The following is a 20,795-nucleotide window of genomic DNA, read 5'->3' as shown; positions in this document are numbered from 1 at the left end:
TCCGCTCGACTTGCATGTATTAGGCACGCCGCCAGCGTTCGTCCTGAGCCAGGATCAAACTCTCCAAATTGGTGTTTGAAATGCTCATTACTTGTTATCGCTTTTTCGCTTTTCCCGAAGGATTTGCGAGGCAGTTGTTACTCGTTGTTCAGTTTTCAAAGAGCAATTTTTTTTCTTTCGTTCCGGTGTATTTCTTGGCCGGAATAAGAATATACCATGGACAAGCATTGTATTGCAAGTGTTTTTTAAAATTAATTTCAAAACCACTTCAAACAGTCTGAACCTTTTCACAGGTATCTATACATACTTCGACATCATCGCCAATAATATCTCCTTCATGCTTTCAATAAGCTCAGCTGGTTCCTTCACGGTCGCCTCATTTCCTAAGCCCATAAAAAACTTCGCGTAATAAGAAATGTCTACATGGCGAGCTTTCCCATGCAGCCACCCCGTTCCATCCTCCCGAACATGAATCGCCGTCGTCGGCCACAGCTCAGTCTCGCAGCGCTGCACGCCTTCCCTACTGAGCTCTACATAAAGCTCGGTATATTTCACCTCCGTTTGAAAATATTCATCCCGGTTGCCAAGATGAACCTCCCGAAAGTCCATAGGCACCATTGCGGTTGAATCATACTCGGCTGTTCGGATACGGTCGCACCGAAACAATCGCAGCTCTTTTCGCAAAAAACAATAGGCAGGGCAGTACCAAAAGCCATTGCTCGCATAAATGCCTATCGGTTGAATCGGCCGGCTTAGCTTCCCGTCACGCGAATCATAACCAATATGCAGCATCTTTTGATGAATGGATGCTTCAAGCAATATGGACAAAAACGGCACCTCGGAGCTCCGCTCCGGCGTGAAAATATCAATCCTATGCTTCATTTGATCAATCCGGTCGCGAACTTCCCCCGTCATATAGAAGTAAAATTTGCTGAGTGCCGATGCGGCTTCTTCCTTAAACGGAAGATAGGCGTAATGGCGGAGGGCATGGCTGGCGAAAAAAATAGCGACCGCCTCCTCTTCCGTAAACGCAATCGGCGGCAATATTCTTTCCTTTAGCACCTGATAACCGCCATGCGGCCCTACTTCTGAATATAAAGGAACACCGAGCTCACTCAGCTCCTGCAAATCCCTTAAAATAGTTCGCGTAGACACCTCAAACTCCTGAGCAAGCTCTTTGACTGTAAATTTCCGCTTGCGGTTAACGGTCATCATCAATTCAATCAGGCGCTTCGATTTCGACATGTATTCCTCCATCATTACTTTTTATATTTATGACAACGTTTGTCACTATTATAATCTACAATGTGAACTAAGCCTACTAAGGCTTAACACGATTTCAAACTATGAATGGAGTGAAACCGCATGTCAGCTGTTATTGAAGTCAAAGCTGTGCTGCTAGAAGAATTGGAGCATATCGTCAAAACATCCTCAAATCTGATTCGCAAAATTTCGCCAGAGCATTGGAGCTTCAGACCTCACGCCAATATGAGATCGCTGCTGGAGCTAACCGAGCATCTCGTTTCCGTTCCGTCTTCAGATTTGCTCATTTTACAGGAGAACAGCGAAACCGCCATTCGCAAGCTGGAAGCCGACATCGCCGAAAACTCTGATATTGAACGCCTAGTTGGTTGGATGACAACGGGCCTCCATGAAGTTAAAGCTTATATGGAGAGTCTTTCCGAGGAAGATTTCCTTCATAAAAGCACAAAGCCCTTCTATCTCGAGCATGGTACCGTACAAGCCAAATGGCTCGTTGAAATAACGACCCATGCGCAGCATCACCGAGCTCAGCTCTTTACGTATTTGAAAATGCAAGGCTACGAGGTCAACATGTTCGATCTCTATTAAACAAGCCATGCAAATAAGCTCTCCGCTGCGAGAAGGCAGTGAGAGCTTATTTCTGCTTACATATAAAGGATCCCCTTTAACAGCCTATACGAGAAGTTTCTTTTCCCGAATGATGCCGCGGTAGCCCTCAGGGACCTGTATGTTCACTTTGACTGACTCCGGGCATTGCACAAAAATTTCTATCGTTTCATCTCCCAGCAGCTTCCATGACACATCAATTCGGCCTGCATCAGGAAGCGGCACGCTCCCTTTCGCCCATGTGAGACCGCTTGGCTCCGGACGAATGTCCACCTCTGACCAGCCAATCGCCGCATTGCGGATGCCCAGCACCTCGCGACCAAGAAAATAAGCCGGTGCAGCCGACCACGCGTGGCAGTGACTTCTAGTCAACATATTTGGATTAGCTCTATTTTCCGCGAAATTGGGATACATCTCCCAGCAGGTTGTGGCGTCATGTTCAATCATTTGCCCGAAATTCAAGCGGATGTCATCCACGATTGCCTCATTACGGCCGGATTTCGATAATGCCTCATAATAGAAGAAGGACATAAACGGACTGCCGATCTGAACGAAATGCTCAGGCGCCTCTACTAAATAACTTTCCAAGATGCCGCTTCTCTCAGCTTGCGCAACACCGGTCAAATAAGCCACTACCTGCGTCTGCACTGAAAAAACATCAGATCTCCGTCCATCCACATGGATGCAATCCAAGAAGGCCGATCGTTCCTCCAACCACAGATGCCGATTGATAGCAGCTTGTAGCAGGTTCGCCTCTTCCGTGAAGCGAAGGTCTCCTTTCGGATCGTTTGCGAAGACGGCCATCTCAGCAGCTACGCGCAGCGTTTTTACCAAAAAGCAATTCTGGTGCGTCACGATTCCGTCATTCGGCTGATCGATCGGCGACCAGTCTAACAGATTCCAGCCTTTTATCGCGAGAAGGCCATCTTCGTTGATTTCTTTCAGGTAATGCTCCAGCGTGAAACGGATATGCGGATACATCTCGGCGGCAAAGCTCATATCCCCCGTCTGTTCCACGTATTCCCGGCATGCAATCGCCCAAAAAAACGTCCAGTTCGGTATTACGCTGCTCCACCCGCTTGGTACCTGATCGGCAAATAGCGGCGTTTGATCTTTGGAGCCCGGAACAAGACGCAAGCAGCGCTTTACGATGTCATTGACGCCAAACAAATAGTTGCTCACAAGTGCCTCGTTGCGGCTGTCCCCTACCCAGAACACTTGCTCATAGGCCGGGCAATCCACGAACGTATCTTCCATGCAAAGCTTCGTCGTATGACAGCTAATTTCCCAAATGTCATTAAGCAGCGGATCTGAGCATTGGAAGCTGCCGATTTCTGCCATCGGATAATGGTTGGCCATGTAATGGACGTTGATCAGCTTGACCGACCGTTTGGCCTCTCGTACCGTCAGCATCAAATAACGGAGTCCCCTCCGTATGGGGGATACGTATTGCTGCCTTCCCTCTCTGCACACATAACGAAGCGTATTATCGAGCCCGAACGTATCCTGCCGGTAATCCTCTTTCATATACTCGAATCCGTAGAAATCCAGTATCGTTCCCGCTCCTGCCTCCACCTCAAACGAGAGGTAACCAGTTAGCTCCTTGCCGAAGTCAATGACAAGCTCCGTGTCGAAGCCAGGGTAGATCGGAACGATACCGGCCTCCGCATTCGGAATCACCGCATGCTGCAGCGCTGCCGGGACGGGATGCGGGTTGCTCTCTTTTTTCCAGACAGACAGGCCGAATACATCCGCTTCACTCACATAGCGCTCATCAATCTCGTGGATAAAAGCCGAATATGCGGCTAAATCCCCCGCACTAGCTACTTTTTCGATAACCTCTTTATATGTTTTGTCCTCGAAATCAATCTCTCTTGTCGACTGGTGATCAAGATAAAACGTCGAATCAAAAGGTCCGATCGTTATAAACGGAGATTTGCTCTCGTGTTGGCCGGCTTTCCCTGCTAGCAGCGGGCTTCTCAAAGCAATAGCTGATTCGCTGTATAAGCCGACATGCAGCTTGCCCGTATGCATCCGGCCGCTAACGTCGATTAGCAGCAGGTTATCGCCTTTCATAAGCTTAACGGAAGCATAGCGTTCCGGCATGCCCCCTGTAAAAAGCTCCTCGCTCAGCTTGTTCCCATTCAACGAAACCGAGCGTACGCATTCTCCGGCAAAGGGAAAGCCTAGTACGATCTCCGTCTCCTCCTCCGCACGGAGGACCGTTGCCGCGTAACCCGTGAATCCAACCACATTGGCGTGATTCTCGCTGCCCGCAACCATATGATTGCGCATATCAATTGCCGTCGAGAACGTAAAAGACCGAACGCTGTTCAGGGACACAATCCGTGAAGGATAAAGCGGATATTCCGCCAGCAAAGGAATATCACGCTCCTTAAGCGACAACCACGGGCCTACCCCCACCTCACCGATAACGTACGGCTTCTCCCAGCTTTGATCATCAAAGCCGTTTTCAATCCAATTGTCAGGCCACAAGCCTGCATCCACATACTCCGAGAAGCCCTGCTGGCAGGACATTCGCGGGGCACGCGTATGATGTCCCTCGTGAATTGACGTTTTCCAGGCATCATCAGTGCCAAGCATCATCTCGGAACCCGATTCCTGCAGGCTGTCGATCTGTACAAGCAAGCCGCCCCGGCCGCGCAAATAATAGAAGGTAGATACACCAAAGTGAAGCACGAATACTGCGACCGTATTGGTCTGCCCCGGAATCAGCAAATGCCCAATATCATAGGAATCGTAAAATTGCTCAACCGTCCAAGAGCGAACGGGGCCTCTGCCTACCTGCTTGCCGTTTATATAAAGTACATAACGGGAGTCCGCGCTAATTCGCAGAACCGTTGATGCTTGCTCCGCAGAGCCTTCAGTTGATTGTGGCGGCACGAAGCTTTTTCGGAAGCAGCGCCATTCATTGCGCGGGCTTTCCTCGTCCCCTCCCCATATCCAGCTCGCGTTCCAATTCTTGTTGACCATATGAACAACTCCCTCTGTGCCGACGCTCGGCTGCCAGCACGTGCATTCTTTCTCTCATTATAGTAAAATCAATGAACTGAATTACCATTATTCCGGACATTTAATCATTGAAAAACGACATATGTTTAGGGAGGAATAGGACTTTGCCTACGAAACATTCTCAGTTGTACAAGGTAGAGCAATTTTTGCAGGAAGACGAGTATATCTTTGTAAACCGAGCTGCAGAAAATTTTCATCTCCCGCTCCATAACCATGATTTCATCGAGCTTGCTTACGTAGCAGAGGGCAAGGGCTTTCATCATATCGGAGAAACCGTTGTTTCCGTACACAAAGGACTATTGTTTATACTGCCGCCAGGAATCTCGCATGTATTCCGGCCATCAACGCCTTCACGGACGAGCCCTCCGCTCATTGTATATAACTGCGTCTTCCGTTCTTCCCTGCTCCTATCCTTGCGTGATTGGATTGGAGGAGTGCCACCGATTGCGGATTTTCTGGAGCAGCAGCTTATTCAGCCAGCGACGTTCCAACCGCTTTTTGATGATGATGGACTCATCGACTCTTTGTTCTGCAGCCTGCTTCGCGAGTACAATGACCAGCAAACCGGGTCGGATGCTTGCTTGCGGTCGCTGCTCGTGCAGCTTCTCGTATCTATTCATAGGCTGCTCCAACAGACGAACAAACCATCGATCAAGCCGGTTTCCGTCCAGCATATCCTTATCTATATGGAACAGCATGCACACGAAAACCTGACGGTAGGTCAGCTTGCCGAGCGCTGCCAGTGGAGCGAGCGGCATTTCGGCCGCGTATTCAAGGGACATACCGGACAATCCTTTCTTCGTTATTTGCAGCAGCTGCGAATCAAAAAAAGCTGCGAGCTTCTTAGAAGCTCACAGCAAAAAATCGGTTCGATCGCGGAAGAAGTCGGCTATAAAAATATCGATGCCTTTCTTACGCATTTCAAAAGAATTGTCGGCATGACGCCTCGGGACTATCGCGGCACTGTACGAAACAGGAAAGGACCGGCTATCTCTGCCGAGGCATCCGACGGACAAAGGAGAAATTCGCTTTTATGAAATGGAAAGTCGTTTTTGATGAAGGCCGTTTTCTCGTCTGCCGCAAAACGTGGCATTCTCCGGAATGGATGGGAATCGAGAAAAAGGATATTCGTTTACTGGCAATCAACGGGCGAAATCAAGCTGTCGAGGTTTACGCGGATTGCTCCACGAAAGAGCTTGCCAAGAAGCTCCTGCTTCACAAGCGGTAGCTTTTTGTATCAGATAATCTGATAGCCTCTTTCATTGCAAAACGAAAACCTACTGCATTAGCAATTCGGATGGCCTTTGCATTAAAACCATAGCCTAATGAGGCAACAAGCCTACTAAACTTTTGAGACATACGAATTCGCCTGCTGCCGCAGCACTCTTAAGCGTCTTGTTTGTCACGCATGACATACCCCAGATCCAGCCCGATCTCAAAGAAACCGGCCATGGCAATCGATTCATAAGCAATCGGACAATTGCTTGCTGCCAATATAATGTTTCGGACATCCGCTAAACGTTCTGCCTTAAGGGAGAAAGCTTTAACAAACATGAAGGCTTGTTTGAGCGTCGCGTATACGGCATCGATTTGCGTATCATTTTTCAGTTTGCCCGTTACATTCAGCAGAAGCATGCCTCTAGCATCGAGCTTCGCCTCAGCCAGCTCCATAAACTCCAATGTCATTAAATGATAGGGAGTGCCTGCCTCCGTGAACGCATCCAATATAATATACTCGAAGCTGCCCTGCTCCTGCTCGCCAAGAAGCAAGCGTCCGTCCCCGACCCGTATATTATCCGCCTGGTAATGAAAGTACGTTTTGCTTAGCTCGACAACCGCCTCGTCGATTTCCGCCACGACAAATCGCTTATTCGGGTAATGACCGGGAATTGTCCCGACGCCGTGTCCGATCATAAACACATGATTGAAGGCAGGATCGTTTTTCTCCATCAAGTGAATCATCGCTCTCGGATATTCCAGCACGATCCGCTTCGGGTCCTTCAAGTCGATTGCGCCCTGTATCGCATGGTCGGAAAATTGCAGGAACCGAAATTTACCGGTTTCCCCATAAAGCTGATTGGCTTCATAAACGGAAACTTCTTGCGTGCCGCTCTTTGCCTTTCGTAATAACTGCAATGAATCGTTCTCCTTACTAGATTAGATATTGAAGCTATCATTTCTTCTTCTGAAATGAGGTTAACGACAACTGGCCTTCCACCAGGAACACGTCCGTTTCCACAAACCCGCTTTGCTTGTAAAAACTGACGGCAGGAACGTTATCGGTTCCCGTTGCAACCACAATTATACTTTCTGAGCCCGTGAGACTCTCTACGTAACGCAGCAGTTCCTTGGCAATTCCTTTACGGAAATGCTCGGGGTGCACCATCAGCCGATGAATGTCGATGATAGCCTCTTCCCATTTTATAGCGATAGCCCCGCATAACTCACTGCCCGAAAAATAACCGTAAAAATCTTCGCCGCAGCCGCGCAGCGTTTCCACGGTATCCTTTAGCGGAGGCAGCTCCTCAAAGCCAATGAGATCCGCCTCCACCTTGTAGGATGGCATTTGAATGCCCAGCACGGCCTCCGCCATGCGCGGATCGGTTATATCGATTTTTTTAATCATATGAACAAACACACTTCCTTCTACACTTATTCAGTCACTCTCGCGTCTGCCCTCATTCTACTTTTTCTATTTTTGTAATCTCTTGCCTGTTATATACCTGTTCGAACCTAAGCCGGCATAGCGATTTCTTTTTCCTTTGACTCGGAGAACTAAAGACGTTCATCCGCTTCGACCAACTTCAGAAGCTCTGCCGTTGTAGCCGTTGTAAGTGCATACCCTTTGTGAGTATCCTTGGCATCCATAATCATGCCTTGCTGCCCGCTTGACCCAAGCCATAGTAGATACTTGCGCGCCTCGAGCTGAAGGGTATCCGTGAACGCATAATCAGCCGCACTCACGTTCAAAATGCCAGGAAGCTCCTGAGCGGTTTGGACGGCGCGTTTAAAAGCTTCTACCTGTTCCCGTTCCGAAAAGACAACGGTTTCGTTGCTTCCCCCCAAAATTTTGGAAATTGAAATATTGCTTGCCGGAGCAGCTACGGAATCCTGTTCGCTCGCAACGATCGGCCTCTTCACGTCCGCTGCGCAGCCGGCGAGCAGGAACACTGTCGTTGCCATCGCCACAACCGTATATTTCACATTCATTCCACCGTCTCCCTCAGCACCCTTATTATGTATGCACTACTAAATATGACGTCATCTCGCTTAAAAAGGTTTCTTACTTATTTCCTTGAATGCATCGTGTAAAGCAGGATAGCATCGGGAATGACTAGAATAATAGAGTAACTTAAATGAGGAGTGAAAGCATGAGCATTACAACATACCCGCAATTCGTGCAGCTGGTCGATCAATATAAAATTTTCCCATTTTCCGATCTGATTCCCGATCACCCTTCGCTTACCTCCGTCACGCCAAGCGATAGCTGGCACAAAGATGACGAGCATGACCCTTGGCTATGGCGTGTCAAGATCGTCAAGGACGAGCATGCGGCATACGGAAAGTTTTTCGGCACCAAGCTAAGCTTCGTGCAGGTCAGCTTGTTCCCTTACATTCCGCTACTGCTATCGCAAGGAAAAAACGTGGAAGAACGGTTTCAAAGCGGTTTATTGTCCCAGCACGCACGGGATATATACCGAATCATTAAGGAAGCTGGCAATATTGACGCTAGAAACTTGCGCAAGGAATCCCGCTTAACCGCGAAGGAGCAAAAAAAAGACTACGAACGGGCGCTTGTTGATTTGCAAAACTATGCGGATATCGTCATTACCGGAGCGCAGGAAAGTGACATCGAAGGGGGATGGAGCAGTATGTGCTACGAAACCTCGGAGCACTGGCTCTATGAAACGCTGAGCGAAACGCCGGAGGAGCCTCGTCATTTGGCAGAAGCGAAAACGGTTGTCAAAGCGGAACTCACAGAGGCATGTACGGAGAAAGCGCTCAAATATTTGGACAAAAAGCTGCGGCTTTCCTTATAGCGCATAAACAAAGGGGACATGCCTGGGTTAGTGTATGCTAACGGGCATTTCCCCTTCATTGCTTTTCAAAACAATAGGATCTGATTCGGGACAAATGTGTTTTTACCATTCTTCAATATGCCAACAATACAACCTACGCATTCCGCATTCTTACACATTAACCTTCGCGACGGCCTCTCTCATATCCCTTGTGTTCTCGCTTAATAGAGCAGAAGCTTCCTGCACTTGCTTCATCATCTCCAGCTGTTTGGCTGTGAGCGACTGTATCTGCTCCGTTTGATCGGATACGCCGCTTGCGATATGAGCGATGCTGCTCACCGTTGCCGCGACCTCCTCGGAGCCGGCGGTCAATTGCTCCGTTGCAGCCGATACCTCCATAATTTGCTCGCTTACGAGGCGGAACGATGCTACGGCTTCCAGGAATGATTCAGCCGCTTCCCCCGATAGCGAAACACCGTCATTAATTTCTACCGAAACCTTCTCCATCTCCGTGCTGATTGCGCCAGACTCCGTTTCGATATTGCCAAGCAGCGTCGAGATCTGCTGCACGGAGGCTGCGGAGGCTTCCGCAAGCTTGCGAACCTCCTTCGCCACGACCATGAAACCCGCTCCATGCTCGCCTGCCCGGGCAGCTTCGATTGAAGCATTTAAGGCAAGCAGCTTGGTCTGGTTCGCGAACTCGCTGACAGAGCCGATGACTAGTCCGATTTGTCCCGTATACTCCTTCAGCTGCCTCGCAATATCGAGCGTTTGCGTTGTCGAAACCGAGATGCTCCTGATCTGGTTATTCAGCTGCTTCATAGCGATTTCGCCTGATTGCGCACTTTCAAGCGACTGTACCGCCGCATTGGAAACCGTCGATGACGACTCCGCGATCCTTACAATGCCTACCGCGATCTCTTCCATCGCTAGCGCACTGTCCTCCGCGCTTTTCTTCTGCGCATGCGCGCCTTCATAGATATGCTGCACGGAGCCATTCATCGTCTCGCCCATTTGCAGCATTTGATCCGCATGGCTGGCAAAAGCTTGCGAGGATGAAACGAGCTGCTCCGACGTTTTCCCTACGTTCACAACCACGCCGCGAACTCTCTCGTTCAGATTCTCCGACATCGTGAGCATCGCCCTGTAAACGGTGCCGATTTCATCCACCGAGGTAACAGGCGTTGCGCGCAGAATCGCATTGGCCTCCGCCAAATCCCCAGATGCCATCTTCTCTGCGCTCGCGGTTACGGTTTGCAGCGGCTGCAGCGAGCGTCTAACAAACCATACGATGGCTCCGATCAACACGAGGGTGATAAGCAGCATCATGATGTAAAGAGGCATGCTCTCCCAAATGACGTCTGCAGCAAGGCGTTGAAATACGGCAGCATCCGTATCGATGCCAAGCGCCCCAACCACTGTGCCGCTCTCGTCCTTCAATGGAACATATGCCGATAGGTACGACCCGTACAGCGGGTTCTCTATAAGAGGCGAGCTTGCATTCCTTCCAGCCACAACCGCTTCGGCTGCTTCAGCTGGCATATCGGTTACTTCATCTATAGGCGAAGCGTCGCCATCGTCCTTAGGCAGGCCGTCTATCATAATTCTCGGCTCCAAATTATCCGCAAAACGGACAAAATAAACATATCTCGCACCGATTTGCGTACGGAAATGACTGAGTTCTTCTCGGAGAGACCAGTACAGCTCCGTCTCCTTCGGTTCTTTCAGAAACTCGGAAAAACGTTCAATCTGCAGCGTAACGGCATAGCTCTCCGCAATTCGGATATTATAGCTGTTAATCGCCTCTTCGACAGCCGACTTGGTCTGCACGACCTGTGTGCCGATATAGCCTGCAGCTATTAGAATCATCACCGCTGTCATCGCGCATAAAATGCGGACAATCAAATGTTTTTTCAATACCGTTACCATAGCTGGTTTCCCCTCTGCTTTGCGCCCGTCCTGCCAGATTATCGTTCTAAGTGGCTGGGCTGATGATGGACAATGTTATATTTCTTATCATACCACCATCATTCGACAATCGGGAAAAAATATCCAAACTTTATACCTAATTTACGATAGTCTTAAAGACTCCTTTTTTATAACCTCAATCTACGTTACGTCATAGTTTAGTAAATCGTTAAATCCGATGGCTTTCCATCCATTGTACGGCAAAATCGACCAGTGGTTTTGCCGGCATAAGCTGCGCCTCCGCATGCCCGACCTTTCCTCTGCGAACCAAGCCCGTTTCACGCTCGAATGCTTGCCCCAACCGTTCAAAATCATCCGACCTAAAATCAATGTCCGCAAACGCAGCCCACTCCCGCTTGCCTTCTATATATATCGGCGCCTTGTTAATCATCTTGGCCTTACCTGCATATTGCGCCCGATATTCCGCCAAATGAAGGGACGTATTGCGGTCATGCCCTACGCCGAGCAGCAGAATCCAGCCCTCTTCCCCATATAAGCGGGCAATAGGCGATTGCTCGCTTAAACAGTAAGCTAGGCTGTGATTCGCAGTCATGCTGCCCTTCTTTGCTCCCCAAGCAGCGAAGGACACTTGCGGATGGTCGCTGCGTACGACGCCGCTTTGCTTACGAAAACACTCATTGATTATGCCCATGTTAAAACAAGGCGTAAGATCCGCGGAAAAAGCCGGCATCGCTTTTCTAATCGGCTCCCACCACGATTCGTTGACAGGCGGGTTACGCCAATTCTCCGGGTCGGATAAGTCTCCGGTATGCGTAGGCATGACAAGCGTCCCTCCATCGCCTAGACAGGTCTCCATCGCCAAAATAACGGCCACCGGCCCACCGGCTACAAAACCTCCAATGGCCTTCATAGAGCTATGCATCAACACCGTCATGCCTGATGCAACGCCTAGTTTTTCGAAATGTTCCTGCAACTTCTCCTGCGTCCACAATTCACCTAATAGCGGTTCCATATCTCTCACTGCTCATTCCTTTTTTTTTGAAGGCCAATACATCCTCTAACCGTTCTGATTTCAGTACCAGCGTTTCCGTATCAAATACAAGAAATACCGGAAACGCCTCGATACGGAACGCCTTTTGGACATCCATTACGTATGCGGGGTCATGCTCCAGCCAGCTATATCCGCCGTTCATTAACATTTCCGCCTCCTCATCCTTGAAAGCTTCGAGCGGATAAGGCTGCGATTCGCCTTTCCCGTAAACAACCGTAGTTCGCAATTGTCCCTTGCGGCTAGCCAGCAATCCGGCTCTCATCAAGAGCTCCTCATTCGGCATCGAAAGAATAATGAGCTCATCCGGCGTATCCGTTATCACCTTTGTGCTCGGCGGATTAATCTGCACCTTCTGTCCCCGCTTCAGGTCGACCCAGCCAAGCTTCTCGCCTGCTTCATTCGTAATGGTTGTGCCCTCAAGCACTCGCGCCTCATACTCCGCTCCCCAATCCTCGATATCCGGCCCTCGCTCGTCCCGCTTCGTCCATTCCGAAGTATTGAAACGAACCGTCTGCTCCTGCTCGTCAAGACCATCTATGAAACCGATCATTTGATTATCGCGGTAATGCCCGTACGGCTTGCTGCTGCAGGCGGAGATTAGCAGCGCTACAGCGAATGAAAGAACAATAACCGAGCTTTTTAAAGGCAGCATCTGCCATCCCCCTTTGTTTATAACTAAAAACGCCGGAGGAAAAGCAATTGTTTCATTTTCTTGGAAATCTTTAAATATATTTTCCCCGTCACGTCAATCGTTTCCTCATTCTCGCCCATGCTATATAATAGAACAAGCGAGCAACAAAAGAGAAACGTTGAGCATGGCAGCAAAGCCTTAAGGAGAATTCACATGGATATCATTGAAATCGTTACCGCTCTAATCGACGAAGATACCGATCAGCCCAGATACCAATTCGATGAGGAAGCACTGCAGGAGCTTATGAAGAGCATTGATGAGATCGGCTTGCTCTCCCCCATTAAGGTAAGAACGACGCCTAACGGCCGATACAAAATCATTTATGGCAACCGCAGGTACAAAGCAAGCAAGATGCTCGGCAAGCCCACCATCCCTTGCATCGTATCCACCGTTACCGACGAGATGGAAATTTATTTGGAGCAAATCGCAGAAAACCTGACGCGCGAAGGCTTCTCGCCGATCGAGGAGGCGGAAGCTTTCAACAAGCTGCTGAATGATTCTAAGTTCAGGAGCTCCACGAAATTTTTATCGGCCAAGCTTGGCAAGCCGGAAGCGTATATTAAAAACAAATGCGAGCTGCTTAAGTTCAGCAACGCGGTTAAAAAGCTAATCGTCGGCGGCACCGAAATCAAGAAGGACAGGCTGACCGAGGATCAGCTGCTGCCGCTAAAGGATTTGCCGATGGAGCACCGGGACGCGCTTGCGCTTATTGCAGCAAGAGATGAGCTGCCCGTAAGCGACGTGAAGAAAATAGCAAAGCTGTTCAAAGACAAAACGATTTCTGACAGCACCAAAGACAAGCTGCTCTTCAAGTCCGGAAGCGGATTGATCGAAACCTGGTCGACCCATGAGCAGAACAAAGCCGAACGCTCCAAGCCTGCGGCCGAGCCTAAAACCTCCGTACCGAAAGCAGAGAAGCAGCAAGCACCGAATACGCCTGCAGAAGAGCAGAAGACTAGCCGTCCAGCTTCTTCGGCAGCGCCCATCGAGCAAGCGCTTGAACAGCTGGCTTTGGCCATTCCGGCACATAGCGTATTAACCGCAGAGATGCTTCAATCTGTTGCATCGATTCAAGCAAGCAGACAGGTTCCGTTCCTGCAAGGAGTAGATGTAATCATCCAGCAGCTCGAGAATCATTTGGCTGATTGGAGAAGCGCCCGCGAATTTGCCAGCAGCAGGTTGCAAACCGTCGCAACGTCGGATGATTAGCTTAGGATGCTGAACATACAAAAAATAGCCGAGCACATCCTAACTGTGCTTGGCTATTTTTTATTTAATTTCGTATTTCGCTCGGAACTCATCCTCAAGCATCGACATCGTAATCAAGTCATGATACGCCCCGTTCCAAAACAAAGCGTCCCTCTCTATACCCTCGCGATGAAAACCAAGCTTTTCGTATACATGAATAGCCCGCGGATTAAAAGCATATACGCCTAGATGGATCCGATGCAGCTTCAGCACCTGAAAGCCATGGCGCAGCATATGAATCATCGCTTCGGTGCCGTATCCGCGGCCGCGATGCTGGGCGCCTTGTAAGCCAATGCGGATATTGGCGCTGCGATTGCTGCTGTCTATTTCATTCAGAACGACCTCGCCAAGCAGTTCGCCCGTCTCCTCCAGGATAATGACAAAATCGGCCCGATCATCGTTCAAGGCTCCGATCTTATTCATCCATGCCGCAATGGCATCGCGTGTAAACTCAGTTTGCGAGCCCGTAAGCTCATTCATCTCAACATCTTGCAAAAAAGCAAAGTAAGCGTCCAAATCAGACTCCTTTGCATAACGCAAAACGATCGGGCTTCCTTCATTGCGAAGCTCTGGCAATGATTGTGTCATAACCTGCATCTCCTTATTCCATGTTGTCCATTATTGTCGGACATTCGTCCTTATCCTAACCGAACGACTAATTGATCTCCGACCGGGTAATAGTACGTTCCATTGTCAAAATAGATACAATCCCATTCCTTATAGCCATTTGAATCCGACATGGCTATAATCGCCACAGCAGCAGCAGGTCGTTCATGCAAAGTCAGCTCTCGTTTTCCGGCCGTTTGAAGCTCATGCTTTGCCATGAAATATATTTCCTTCGACCGTTCTTCCGATATCTCGCTTGAATAAAAGCCTATCACTTCTTCCTCCAACCGCTCTAGGCTATAGTAGACTGAGGTATGCTGTGGAAAAATCGTTTTGGCACCATAAATTCGCCATAAATCAAAAGCCTGCCTGCTCGTCAGATCAGCTATATGCTGCTGATTAGCGGCATGGTCGAATTGTGCCAGAAACGAAGCATATAAAGAAGCATCCCAATATATACTGCCGTCCTTCAGCCCGTAAATCGCTCCCGTTCGAGATTCATCATTCTCGATATAAGGTTCTTTCCATATGACAAAGTGATCCAACCCAAACACCTGGACAAACCCTTCACTGCTGCAGCCAGGCTGAAAACACTGATCGCAAACGTCCACCTGAATTAAATTATCGCAGATCTCAATAGTCGGAAGATTCCTCGAAATACGAATTCCGTTTAGCAGCAAGCTTTTACTAGCGAATTGGTTTAATCCAGCCGAAGTTAGCCCTGAATACCATGGAATCAGCTCATACGATGAGACTATCATAATCATGCCTCTACTTTCTGGTTCAAAGATTTATCCGTCCATCCCTTATCCAACGGCTCTGTATGTATTCGCTAACGTTCTGTGCAGCTCCTTTTCTTGACCTTCATCATAGAAAAATAGAGCAAAGGTGGCATTGTTTCCTTTGCTCCGTTCCAATTCATTCCTATCGTTCCGCCAGACGCAGCAATTCATCAACAACAAGTTGTGGCTGATAGCTGTGTATGTAATGGGAGCTGTCTTGCACGATGATTTGCTTGCCGGCAACGGACCACGAAGGAAGCGCTGCTTCACCTTGCATCCAAGCTTTATCTTCGGCCAGCTTGCCGAAATAGTCGGCAGTCAAGGCTGTGATAGGGATACGCAGAGGTTTCCCTCCTGCTAATACGGTTTCGGCATTTTCTCGGCTTTGCCTCATTTCATCCCTCATATTCCGGTTCCCCACCTTAAGCAGCATGGCTTTCCGATTCAGCTCCTTTCGCTCCTCCGTCAACAGCTTATCTCCGTTGCTTTGGCCAGCGACCCATCCGGCGAAGCCGTTCAGATGATAGAAGGTTCGCAATATGCCCGTTGTTCGAAGAACGCTGTGCAGCCATGGGATAAAAGTAAGCTCCGGGCTCGTATGGTAATATTCCGGGCTTCCGCCTTCAATAAGCAGAATGCCTTTTACTTCTTCGGGAAATCGCTGCGCATATCGAATAGCTTCCAGTGAACCAAGGGAGTGGGCTGCAAACACATAAGTCGGCTTCTGCCCGGAGACATGAAGCAGCTCATGAATCTCGTTCGTAATCGTATCGATATCCCGATTTCCGCTCGTCATATCGCTGTAGCCATAACCGAACCGGTCATAGACAGCCAGCTTCACATGCGGCTTTAGTTCTTCATACAAGGGGGAGAAATCCGCGTAAGGATTGACGGTCCCCCACCCTGAAGCGAACACGATCGTCACATCCCCTGTTCCTTGCGTATAAAGATGCATCTTTTTTCCCGCTACATCATACCGACTCCCGACAGGCTGATACGTTTTCTTGTCTTGTTCAGCTCCGTACCATTGATATACGGTTCCGATACCTGCTAGCGTCACAAGCAAGGCGAGTAGGCTTAGCGCTACTTTTCGAACACGTCTCCACAAGCTCTTCCGTCTCCCTTCAAGCGAATCGTTTCCCGTCCAGAGGCACTTCTTTACAAATATATAGGCATATATTGTAAAATAATACCGCCTGAAGCAGGGGGAATTCCCTCGCCTTTGGTCTATTTACGCATTAGGGTACATGTTCGGCGTTTGATCCGGCTACCGTTTTTTACGAAAACGCTCACGAAAAATTTCGGCGCCTGCTCCGCGACAACGCTGGAATTCGTCCTGAAATACCGTTATGATTGGTCTGAATCCTCCGCTAAAGCTTCCAAGAGGATTCACCCCAGATTGCCTTCGGAGGCGCGTCAGCCAAACGCAGGCCTGAAAAGATGTCACCGCATTTCCAAACAACGATCCTTGAAGGGAAATAAAAACATGGATTATCGAATCGAAAAGCATGAAGCGTTCAATGTGGTAGGCAAGTCTTTTGAAACGACTTGCGAAAATCAAGAGCAATCACGCCAAATCCCGATGTTCTGGGGTGAAAGCTATCGTGATGGCACCGTAGAGAAGCTGGCCGCTCTTGCTTCAGACGGCAAGTTGATCGGCATCATTGCTGACATGCAGCAAGGCAAGGATACATTCAATTACATCATTGCGGGCAGATCTGAGCAAGCTCCTGCCGATGGCGATTTCGTAACGCGAATGATTCCGGCAGCTACTTGGGCCATATTCACCTCTATCGGACCTGTAACGCCGTCCGTTTCCCAATTGTTTGCGCATATTTTTCAGGAATGGTTCCCTTCCACGGGCTATGAGCATGGCGAAGCTCCTGAGATGGAGGTGTACCCGATGGGCGATACGGCCGCACCGGATTACCGCTGCGAGATTTGGATTCCAATTGTAAAACGCTAAGCTTCAGAAGCTATAATAGCCATTATCTGTGCACGCCTGAATCCATTGGCACTTGGTAAGTGAATGATGCCTTTTCGCCCTACGTAGGAAAAAGCTATGTTGCAACAAGACTATCCACTACGCGAGACCAAGCTACGCTGCAACAAGACTATCCACTACGCGAGACCAAGCTACACTGCAACAAGACTATCCACTACGCGAGACCAAGCTACGCTACTACAAGACTGTTCGCCATACGCGAGACCAAGCTACGCTGCAACAAGACTGTTCGCCATACGCGAGACCAAGCCACTCTCCAACAAGACTGTTCGCCATACGCGAGACCAAGCTACGCTGCAACAAGACTAACCACCTTAAGTGCTACCAAGCTACGCTGCACTTTGTACACTCTACTCGTCGTTTAAAGTAACCTCTCTCTTGCTACGCTGTAGTTTCTGCAACAGAATGCCTCATTTCCAGCGATTATTCGCTCATAAACGCGATTCTGTTGCACTTTGTACAACGTAGCCTCTCCAGTCGGCTGCCATGTCAGGTTTCTATTGCAGGAATTGCAATGTACGCTTCATACTACAATCGATTGGTAAGTGAATTGTGCTTTTTCGCCCTACATAGGAAAAAGCTACGTTGCAACAAGACTGTTCGCCATATGCTAGATTAAGCTACGCTGCAACAAGACTGTTTGTCATACGCGAGACTAAGCTACGCTGCAACAAGACTGTTCGCCATACGCCAGACCAAGCTACGCTGCAACAAGGCTATCCACTACGCGAGACCAAGCTACGCTGCAACAAGGCTATCCACTACGCGAGACCAAGCTACGCTGCCTCAAGATTATTCGCCATATACGAGTCCAAGCTACGCTGCACTTTGTACACTCTACTCGTCGTTTAAGTAACCTCTCTCTTGCTACGCTGTAGTTTCTGCAACAGAATGCCTCATCTCCAGCGATTATTCGCTCATAAACGCGATTCTGTTGCACTTTGTACAACGTAGCCTCCACAGTCGGCTGCCATGTCAGGTTTCTATTGCATGAATTGCAATGCACGCTTCATACTACAATCGATCGGTGAGTGAATTGTGCCTTAACGCCCTACGTAGGAAAAAGGTATGTTGCAACAAGACTAACCACCTTAAGTGCTACCAAGCTACGCTGCACTTTGTACACTCTACTCGTCGTTTAAGTAACCTCTCTCTTGCTACGCTGTAGTTTCTGCAACAGAATGCCTCATTTCCAGCGATTATTCGCTCATAAACGCGATTCTGTTGCACTTTGTACAACGTAGCCTCCACAGTCGGCTGCCATGTCAGGTTACTATTGCATGAATTGCAATGTACGCTTTACGCGAGACCAAGCAGCGTTGCAACAAGACTGTTCGCCATACTAAATAATGGATTTCTTTGGAATTAAACTAATGGTATTAGCGCCTTAACCATCCCGGTATCCACCAGTTCCATCTCCCAAGCATCACCATCAAGGAAGGCACAAGCAGCATGCGAACGATCGTCGCGTCAATAAAAATCGCAGTCGCAATGCCGATCCCGAGCTGCTTCACCCCCGCAACCTCGCCGAGCGCAAAGGGTAGCGTCACCGCAATCATAATAGTAGCCGCTGAAGCAATGACACCGCTGACGGAGGTTAGGCCGATGCGCACTGCCTGCTCGTTATTGCCCGTCCGCTCGTATTCCTCCCTAATCCGCGATACGAGAAACACGCCGTAATCCATGCTGATGCCGAATACGAGTCCGAAAATAAATACCGGAATCATGATCGCGATGCTACTGGGCTCTATGCCAAAGCTGCCTCGGCTAAAAATAACCGCAAGCACGCCAAATGCCGCTCCCATGCTCAGCAGATTGAGCAGAATCGTTTTGACCGCGACCAGGACGGATCGAAAGGCGATGAGCAGCACGATAAAATTCGATAACAGGATGAAGGCAAGCACGTATACTAAGCTTCCCAGTACCTGATCGAACACCTCCTGCTGATATTTAGCCTCACCGCCAACCTTGAAAGCCAGCGTCGATATCCAATCTCTTCCCTCCCATTTCTTCACCCACCGTACAGCTTCTTCCATAGAAGAATCCTCAGCTAAAGCAACATGCAGCAGCATCCGGTCTCCGTTCAAAAAAGGTTCCAGCAAAGCCCCATACTTACGGCTTTGCAGCGGATTCCCAACCATCTCAAACAATTGCTCAGGAGAGAGCCCCGTCCGCGAGAAGATCGAGTCTACCTTAATCACGGCATGATCCTTCTGCAATTGATTCACAAGCCCGTACGCAGCGTTCCAATCCGAAAGCTGATGAAACAGGCGTTTGCCTTCCACCAACACGACGATGCTAGATGCAGGCGATCGTTCGAAAACCGTCTTGTATGACTCCGCTGCCGCACGCGAAACTGACGTTCGCGGCAAGGAGCCTTCGTCCGGAATAGATACTCGCATCGTTCCTAGAGGATTTAAGCCAAGCAACAATATGCTACCCGCAAACAAACAAGTTATTGCCGGTCTTCGCATGACGAAACGGGAGAGCATATCCGCAAAACCCGCATAGCCGTTAGCTTTGCCACGTGACTGTCCTCCTGCCAGTAACGAAGGGAGGCTTAGCGCGAGCAAAGCGGGCAGCAGCGTAAAAGCCGCCAGCAAGGAAATAGCTACGACGGTCATCGCACCGACCGCGATAGAGGAAAACATCGGGAGCGGAATCCATATGAAGCTCAGCAGGCCTAGAAATACGCAAGCCGCCGACACCAAGACTGCCCTTCCCGCCGTTCTCATCGTTTTCGCCAGCGCCTCAGCAGGAACGATGCCTTCCAGCAGCTCCTTACGGAAACGGCTGATCAGCATGAGCGCGAAATCAATGCTTAATGCAAGCCCTACCATCGGAATGACATTTAGGACAAAGTTGGACAAATAAAGCTTCGTCCCAATGACGTACATGACTCCCATCGCAACGATCACCGCTGACACCCCGATACCGATCGGAAGCAGCGCAGTCGCTGTTTTTCTGAACAAGAACCATAACACAGCGAATGCAAGCGGAATGCCCACAGCCTCAGCTCTGGCCAAATCACGGTGGCTGGCTTCGTTTACGTCCGCCTGCACGACGGCTTTGCCCGTCGCCTTCACCGAAATGCCTTCGTAGCTTGGGAGCCGTCTATCCAACTGCCGCAGCACAGCCGGCATCCGGTTGGCCGGCTTCGAAAAATCCAAAATCGCGTATGCGTAATTTCCTTTGGCCATCTCGCGATGCTCAAGCGGAGAAACTATCGCCTGCAAGCCGTCGATTCCCGCTAGCCGGTGCAGCGTTTGCTCCATAAACCAATTAAACCGAGCCTCTGCGATCTTATCCTCCTTCTCAAACATAAGGATGATTGGCGCGGCGGCTTGGTTAAAATCCTTGACGAGCGCTTGCTCAACCTGCGCATAGGCGCCGCTCTCCGGGTACAAACCATGATCCTGTACCACTTCATCGAGCTTACATGCATATGAGCCCCCTATGATAAGGAGCACTGACCAGAACAGGAGCACCGTTTTGGGGAAGCGGAAGGACAGAAGCGCGAAACGATCGATTCCCATTGGTCTGCTCCCTTCCGAATCACGCT

The 20,795-nt window shown here is 49.4% G+C and carries 18 protein-coding genes and 1 rRNA gene; 6 read left to right on the top strand and 13 right to left on the bottom strand.

Translation table 11 applies throughout. The annotated features are described in order from the left end of the window. Window positions 1–70: ribosomal RNA gene (locus tag AC0YN3_RS21395) — 16S ribosomal RNA — on the bottom strand; the annotation flags it as partial. 227 nt (window positions 71–297) lie between these two features. Further along, window positions 298–1,245, bottom strand: coding sequence for a helix-turn-helix transcriptional regulator (locus AC0YN3_RS21390; protein ID WP_475776985.1), 948 nt, complete (start codon window positions 1,243–1,245; stop codon window positions 298–300). A 120-nt stretch (window positions 1,246–1,365) separates the two neighbouring features. Between AC0YN3_RS21390 and AC0YN3_RS21385 the strand changes: the two genes are divergently transcribed. After that, complete coding sequence (locus AC0YN3_RS21385) at window positions 1,366–1,851, top strand: DinB family protein (protein WP_475776984.1); 486 nt, start codon at window positions 1,366–1,368, stop codon at window positions 1,849–1,851. 84 nt (window positions 1,852–1,935) lie between these two features. Here AC0YN3_RS21385 and AC0YN3_RS21380 read toward each other — a convergent pair whose 3' ends face one another. Beyond that, complete coding sequence (locus tag AC0YN3_RS21380; protein ID WP_475776983.1) at window positions 1,936–4,863, bottom strand: family 78 glycoside hydrolase catalytic domain; 2,928 nt, start codon at window positions 4,861–4,863, stop codon at window positions 1,936–1,938. Window positions 4,864–5,006: 143 nt separating this feature from the next. On the opposite strand from AC0YN3_RS21380, the gene AC0YN3_RS21375 reads away from it, so the two are divergent. Continuing rightward, window positions 5,007–5,939: a helix-turn-helix domain-containing protein gene (locus AC0YN3_RS21375; protein WP_475776982.1), complete on the top strand. Its 933-nt coding sequence runs from the start codon at window positions 5,007–5,009 to the stop codon at window positions 5,937–5,939. Beyond that, the gene (locus AC0YN3_RS21370; RefSeq protein WP_475776981.1) at window positions 5,936–6,130 is read left to right on the top strand and encodes a hypothetical protein; all 195 of its coding nucleotides are present in this window, start codon (window positions 5,936–5,938) and stop codon (window positions 6,128–6,130) included. Before AC0YN3_RS21375 ends, AC0YN3_RS21370 begins: the two co-directional genes overlap by 4 nt. A 158-nt stretch (window positions 6,131–6,288) precedes the next feature. Here the strand turns inward: AC0YN3_RS21370 and AC0YN3_RS21365 are convergent, their stop codons facing one another. The 3 genes from AC0YN3_RS21365 to AC0YN3_RS21355 all read right to left on the bottom strand — a co-directional run bounded on the left by AC0YN3_RS21365 (window position 6,289) and on the right by AC0YN3_RS21355 (window position 8,112). Continuing rightward, window positions 6,289–7,038: a spermidine synthase gene (locus AC0YN3_RS21365; RefSeq protein WP_475776980.1), complete on the bottom strand. Its 750-nt coding sequence runs from the start codon at window positions 7,036–7,038 to the stop codon at window positions 6,289–6,291. Window positions 7,039–7,075: 37 nt separating this feature from the next. After that, window positions 7,076–7,528: a GNAT family N-acetyltransferase gene (locus tag AC0YN3_RS21360; protein WP_475776979.1), complete on the bottom strand. Its 453-nt coding sequence runs from the start codon at window positions 7,526–7,528 to the stop codon at window positions 7,076–7,078. Between the two features lie 149 nt (window positions 7,529–7,677). Next, complete coding sequence (locus AC0YN3_RS21355) at window positions 7,678–8,112, bottom strand: YhfM domain-containing protein (protein ID WP_475776978.1); 435 nt, start codon at window positions 8,110–8,112, stop codon at window positions 7,678–7,680. A 161-nt stretch (window positions 8,113–8,273) separates the two neighbouring features. Between AC0YN3_RS21355 and AC0YN3_RS21350 the strand changes: the two genes are divergently transcribed. Next, complete coding sequence (locus tag AC0YN3_RS21350; protein WP_475776977.1) at window positions 8,274–8,942, top strand: AlkZ-related protein; 669 nt, start codon at window positions 8,274–8,276, stop codon at window positions 8,940–8,942. 150 nt (window positions 8,943–9,092) lie between these two features. Here AC0YN3_RS21350 and AC0YN3_RS21345 read toward each other — a convergent pair whose 3' ends face one another. From AC0YN3_RS21345 to AC0YN3_RS21335, 3 genes are all read right to left on the bottom strand, one after another. Further along, a complete protein-coding gene (locus AC0YN3_RS21345; RefSeq protein ID WP_475776976.1) occupies window positions 9,093–10,850 on the bottom strand; it encodes a methyl-accepting chemotaxis protein in 1,758 nt (585 codons plus the stop codon). Between the two features lie 208 nt (window positions 10,851–11,058). After that, window positions 11,059–11,862 (bottom strand): AAC(3) family N-acetyltransferase, encoded by an 804-nt coding sequence (locus AC0YN3_RS21340; RefSeq protein WP_475776975.1) that lies wholly within the window; start codon window positions 11,860–11,862, stop codon window positions 11,059–11,061. Then, window positions 11,843–12,553, bottom strand: coding sequence for a hypothetical protein (locus AC0YN3_RS21335; RefSeq protein WP_475776974.1), 711 nt, complete (start codon window positions 12,551–12,553; stop codon window positions 11,843–11,845). The genes AC0YN3_RS21340 and AC0YN3_RS21335 overlap by 20 nt, the downstream gene beginning before the upstream one ends. Window positions 12,554–12,745: 192 nt before the next feature. On the opposite strand from AC0YN3_RS21335, the gene AC0YN3_RS21330 reads away from it, so the two are divergent. After that, the gene (locus AC0YN3_RS21330) at window positions 12,746–13,801 is read left to right on the top strand and encodes a ParB/RepB/Spo0J family partition protein (protein WP_475776973.1); all 1,056 of its coding nucleotides are present in this window, start codon (window positions 12,746–12,748) and stop codon (window positions 13,799–13,801) included. A gap of 60 nt (window positions 13,802–13,861) precedes the next feature. Here AC0YN3_RS21330 and AC0YN3_RS21325 read toward each other — a convergent pair whose 3' ends face one another. From AC0YN3_RS21325 to AC0YN3_RS21315, 3 genes are all read right to left on the bottom strand, one after another. Beyond that, entirely contained in the window at window positions 13,862–14,428 is a 567-nt protein-coding gene (locus tag AC0YN3_RS21325; protein ID WP_475776972.1) for a GNAT family N-acetyltransferase, read from the bottom strand. A gap of 50 nt (window positions 14,429–14,478) precedes the next feature. Next, complete coding sequence (locus tag AC0YN3_RS21320) at window positions 14,479–15,207, bottom strand: hypothetical protein (RefSeq protein ID WP_475776971.1); 729 nt, start codon at window positions 15,205–15,207, stop codon at window positions 14,479–14,481. Window positions 15,208–15,370: 163 nt separating this feature from the next. Next, window positions 15,371–16,336 carry an alpha/beta hydrolase gene (locus tag AC0YN3_RS21315; RefSeq protein ID WP_475776970.1) on the bottom strand — a complete coding sequence of 322 codons (966 nt, stop codon included), beginning with the start codon at window positions 16,334–16,336 and terminating at the stop codon, window positions 15,371–15,373. Window positions 16,337–16,714: 378 nt separating this feature from the next. Here AC0YN3_RS21315 and AC0YN3_RS21310 point away from each other — a divergent pair, with 378 nt between their 5' ends. Further along, the gene (locus AC0YN3_RS21310; protein WP_475776969.1) at window positions 16,715–17,194 is read left to right on the top strand and encodes a GyrI-like domain-containing protein; all 480 of its coding nucleotides are present in this window, start codon (window positions 16,715–16,717) and stop codon (window positions 17,192–17,194) included. A gap of 1,418 nt (window positions 17,195–18,612) precedes the next feature. On the opposite strand, the gene AC0YN3_RS21305 is transcribed toward AC0YN3_RS21310, so the two are convergent. Next, window positions 18,613–20,769 carry an MMPL family transporter gene (locus tag AC0YN3_RS21305; protein WP_475776968.1) on the bottom strand — a complete coding sequence of 719 codons (2,157 nt, stop codon included), beginning with the start codon at window positions 20,767–20,769 and terminating at the stop codon, window positions 18,613–18,615. Between the last annotated feature and the right edge of the window lie 26 nt (window positions 20,770–20,795).

The organism is Paenibacillus sp. J22R232 (assembly GCF_056269165.1).
This window is presented reverse-complemented; position numbering and strand designations above follow the sequence as displayed.

Bases quoted from the DNA above. Each gene is read 5' to 3' on its own strand.
- AC0YN3_RS21345 (WP_475776976.1), bottom strand. From the start codon at position 10,850: ATGGTAACGGTATTGAAAAAACATTTGATTGTCCGCATTTTATGCGCG.
- AC0YN3_RS21360 (WP_475776979.1), bottom strand. From the start codon at position 7,528: ATGATTAAAAAAATCGATATAACCGATCCGCGCATGGCGGAGGCCGTG.
- AC0YN3_RS21350 (WP_475776977.1), top strand. From the start codon at position 8,274: ATGAGCATTACAACATACCCGCAATTCGTGCAGCTGGTCGATCAATAT.
- AC0YN3_RS21390 (WP_475776985.1), bottom strand. From the start codon at position 1,245: ATGTCGAAATCGAAGCGCCTGATTGAATTGATGATGACCGTTAACCGC.
- AC0YN3_RS21380 (WP_475776983.1), bottom strand. From the start codon at position 4,863: ATGGTCAACAAGAATTGGAACGCGAGCTGGATATGGGGAGGGGACGAG.
- AC0YN3_RS21310 (WP_475776969.1), top strand. From the start codon at position 16,715: ATGGATTATCGAATCGAAAAGCATGAAGCGTTCAATGTGGTAGGCAAG.
- AC0YN3_RS21335 (WP_475776974.1), bottom strand. From the start codon at position 12,553: ATGCTGCCTTTAAAAAGCTCGGTTATTGTTCTTTCATTCGCTGTAGCG.
- AC0YN3_RS21305 (WP_475776968.1), bottom strand. From the start codon at position 20,769: ATGGGAATCGATCGTTTCGCGCTTCTGTCCTTCCGCTTCCCCAAAACG.
- AC0YN3_RS21370 (WP_475776981.1), top strand. From the start codon at position 5,936: ATGAAATGGAAAGTCGTTTTTGATGAAGGCCGTTTTCTCGTCTGCCGC.
- AC0YN3_RS21320 (WP_475776971.1), bottom strand. From the start codon at position 15,207: ATGATAGTCTCATCGTATGAGCTGATTCCATGGTATTCAGGGCTAACT.
- AC0YN3_RS21385 (WP_475776984.1), top strand. From the start codon at position 1,366: ATGTCAGCTGTTATTGAAGTCAAAGCTGTGCTGCTAGAAGAATTGGAG.
- AC0YN3_RS21330 (WP_475776973.1), top strand. From the start codon at position 12,746: ATGGATATCATTGAAATCGTTACCGCTCTAATCGACGAAGATACCGAT.
- AC0YN3_RS21355 (WP_475776978.1), bottom strand. From the start codon at position 8,112: ATGAATGTGAAATATACGGTTGTGGCGATGGCAACGACAGTGTTCCTG.
- AC0YN3_RS21340 (WP_475776975.1), bottom strand. From the start codon at position 11,862: ATGGAACCGCTATTAGGTGAATTGTGGACGCAGGAGAAGTTGCAGGAA.
- AC0YN3_RS21325 (WP_475776972.1), bottom strand. From the start codon at position 14,428: ATGACACAATCATTGCCAGAGCTTCGCAATGAAGGAAGCCCGATCGTT.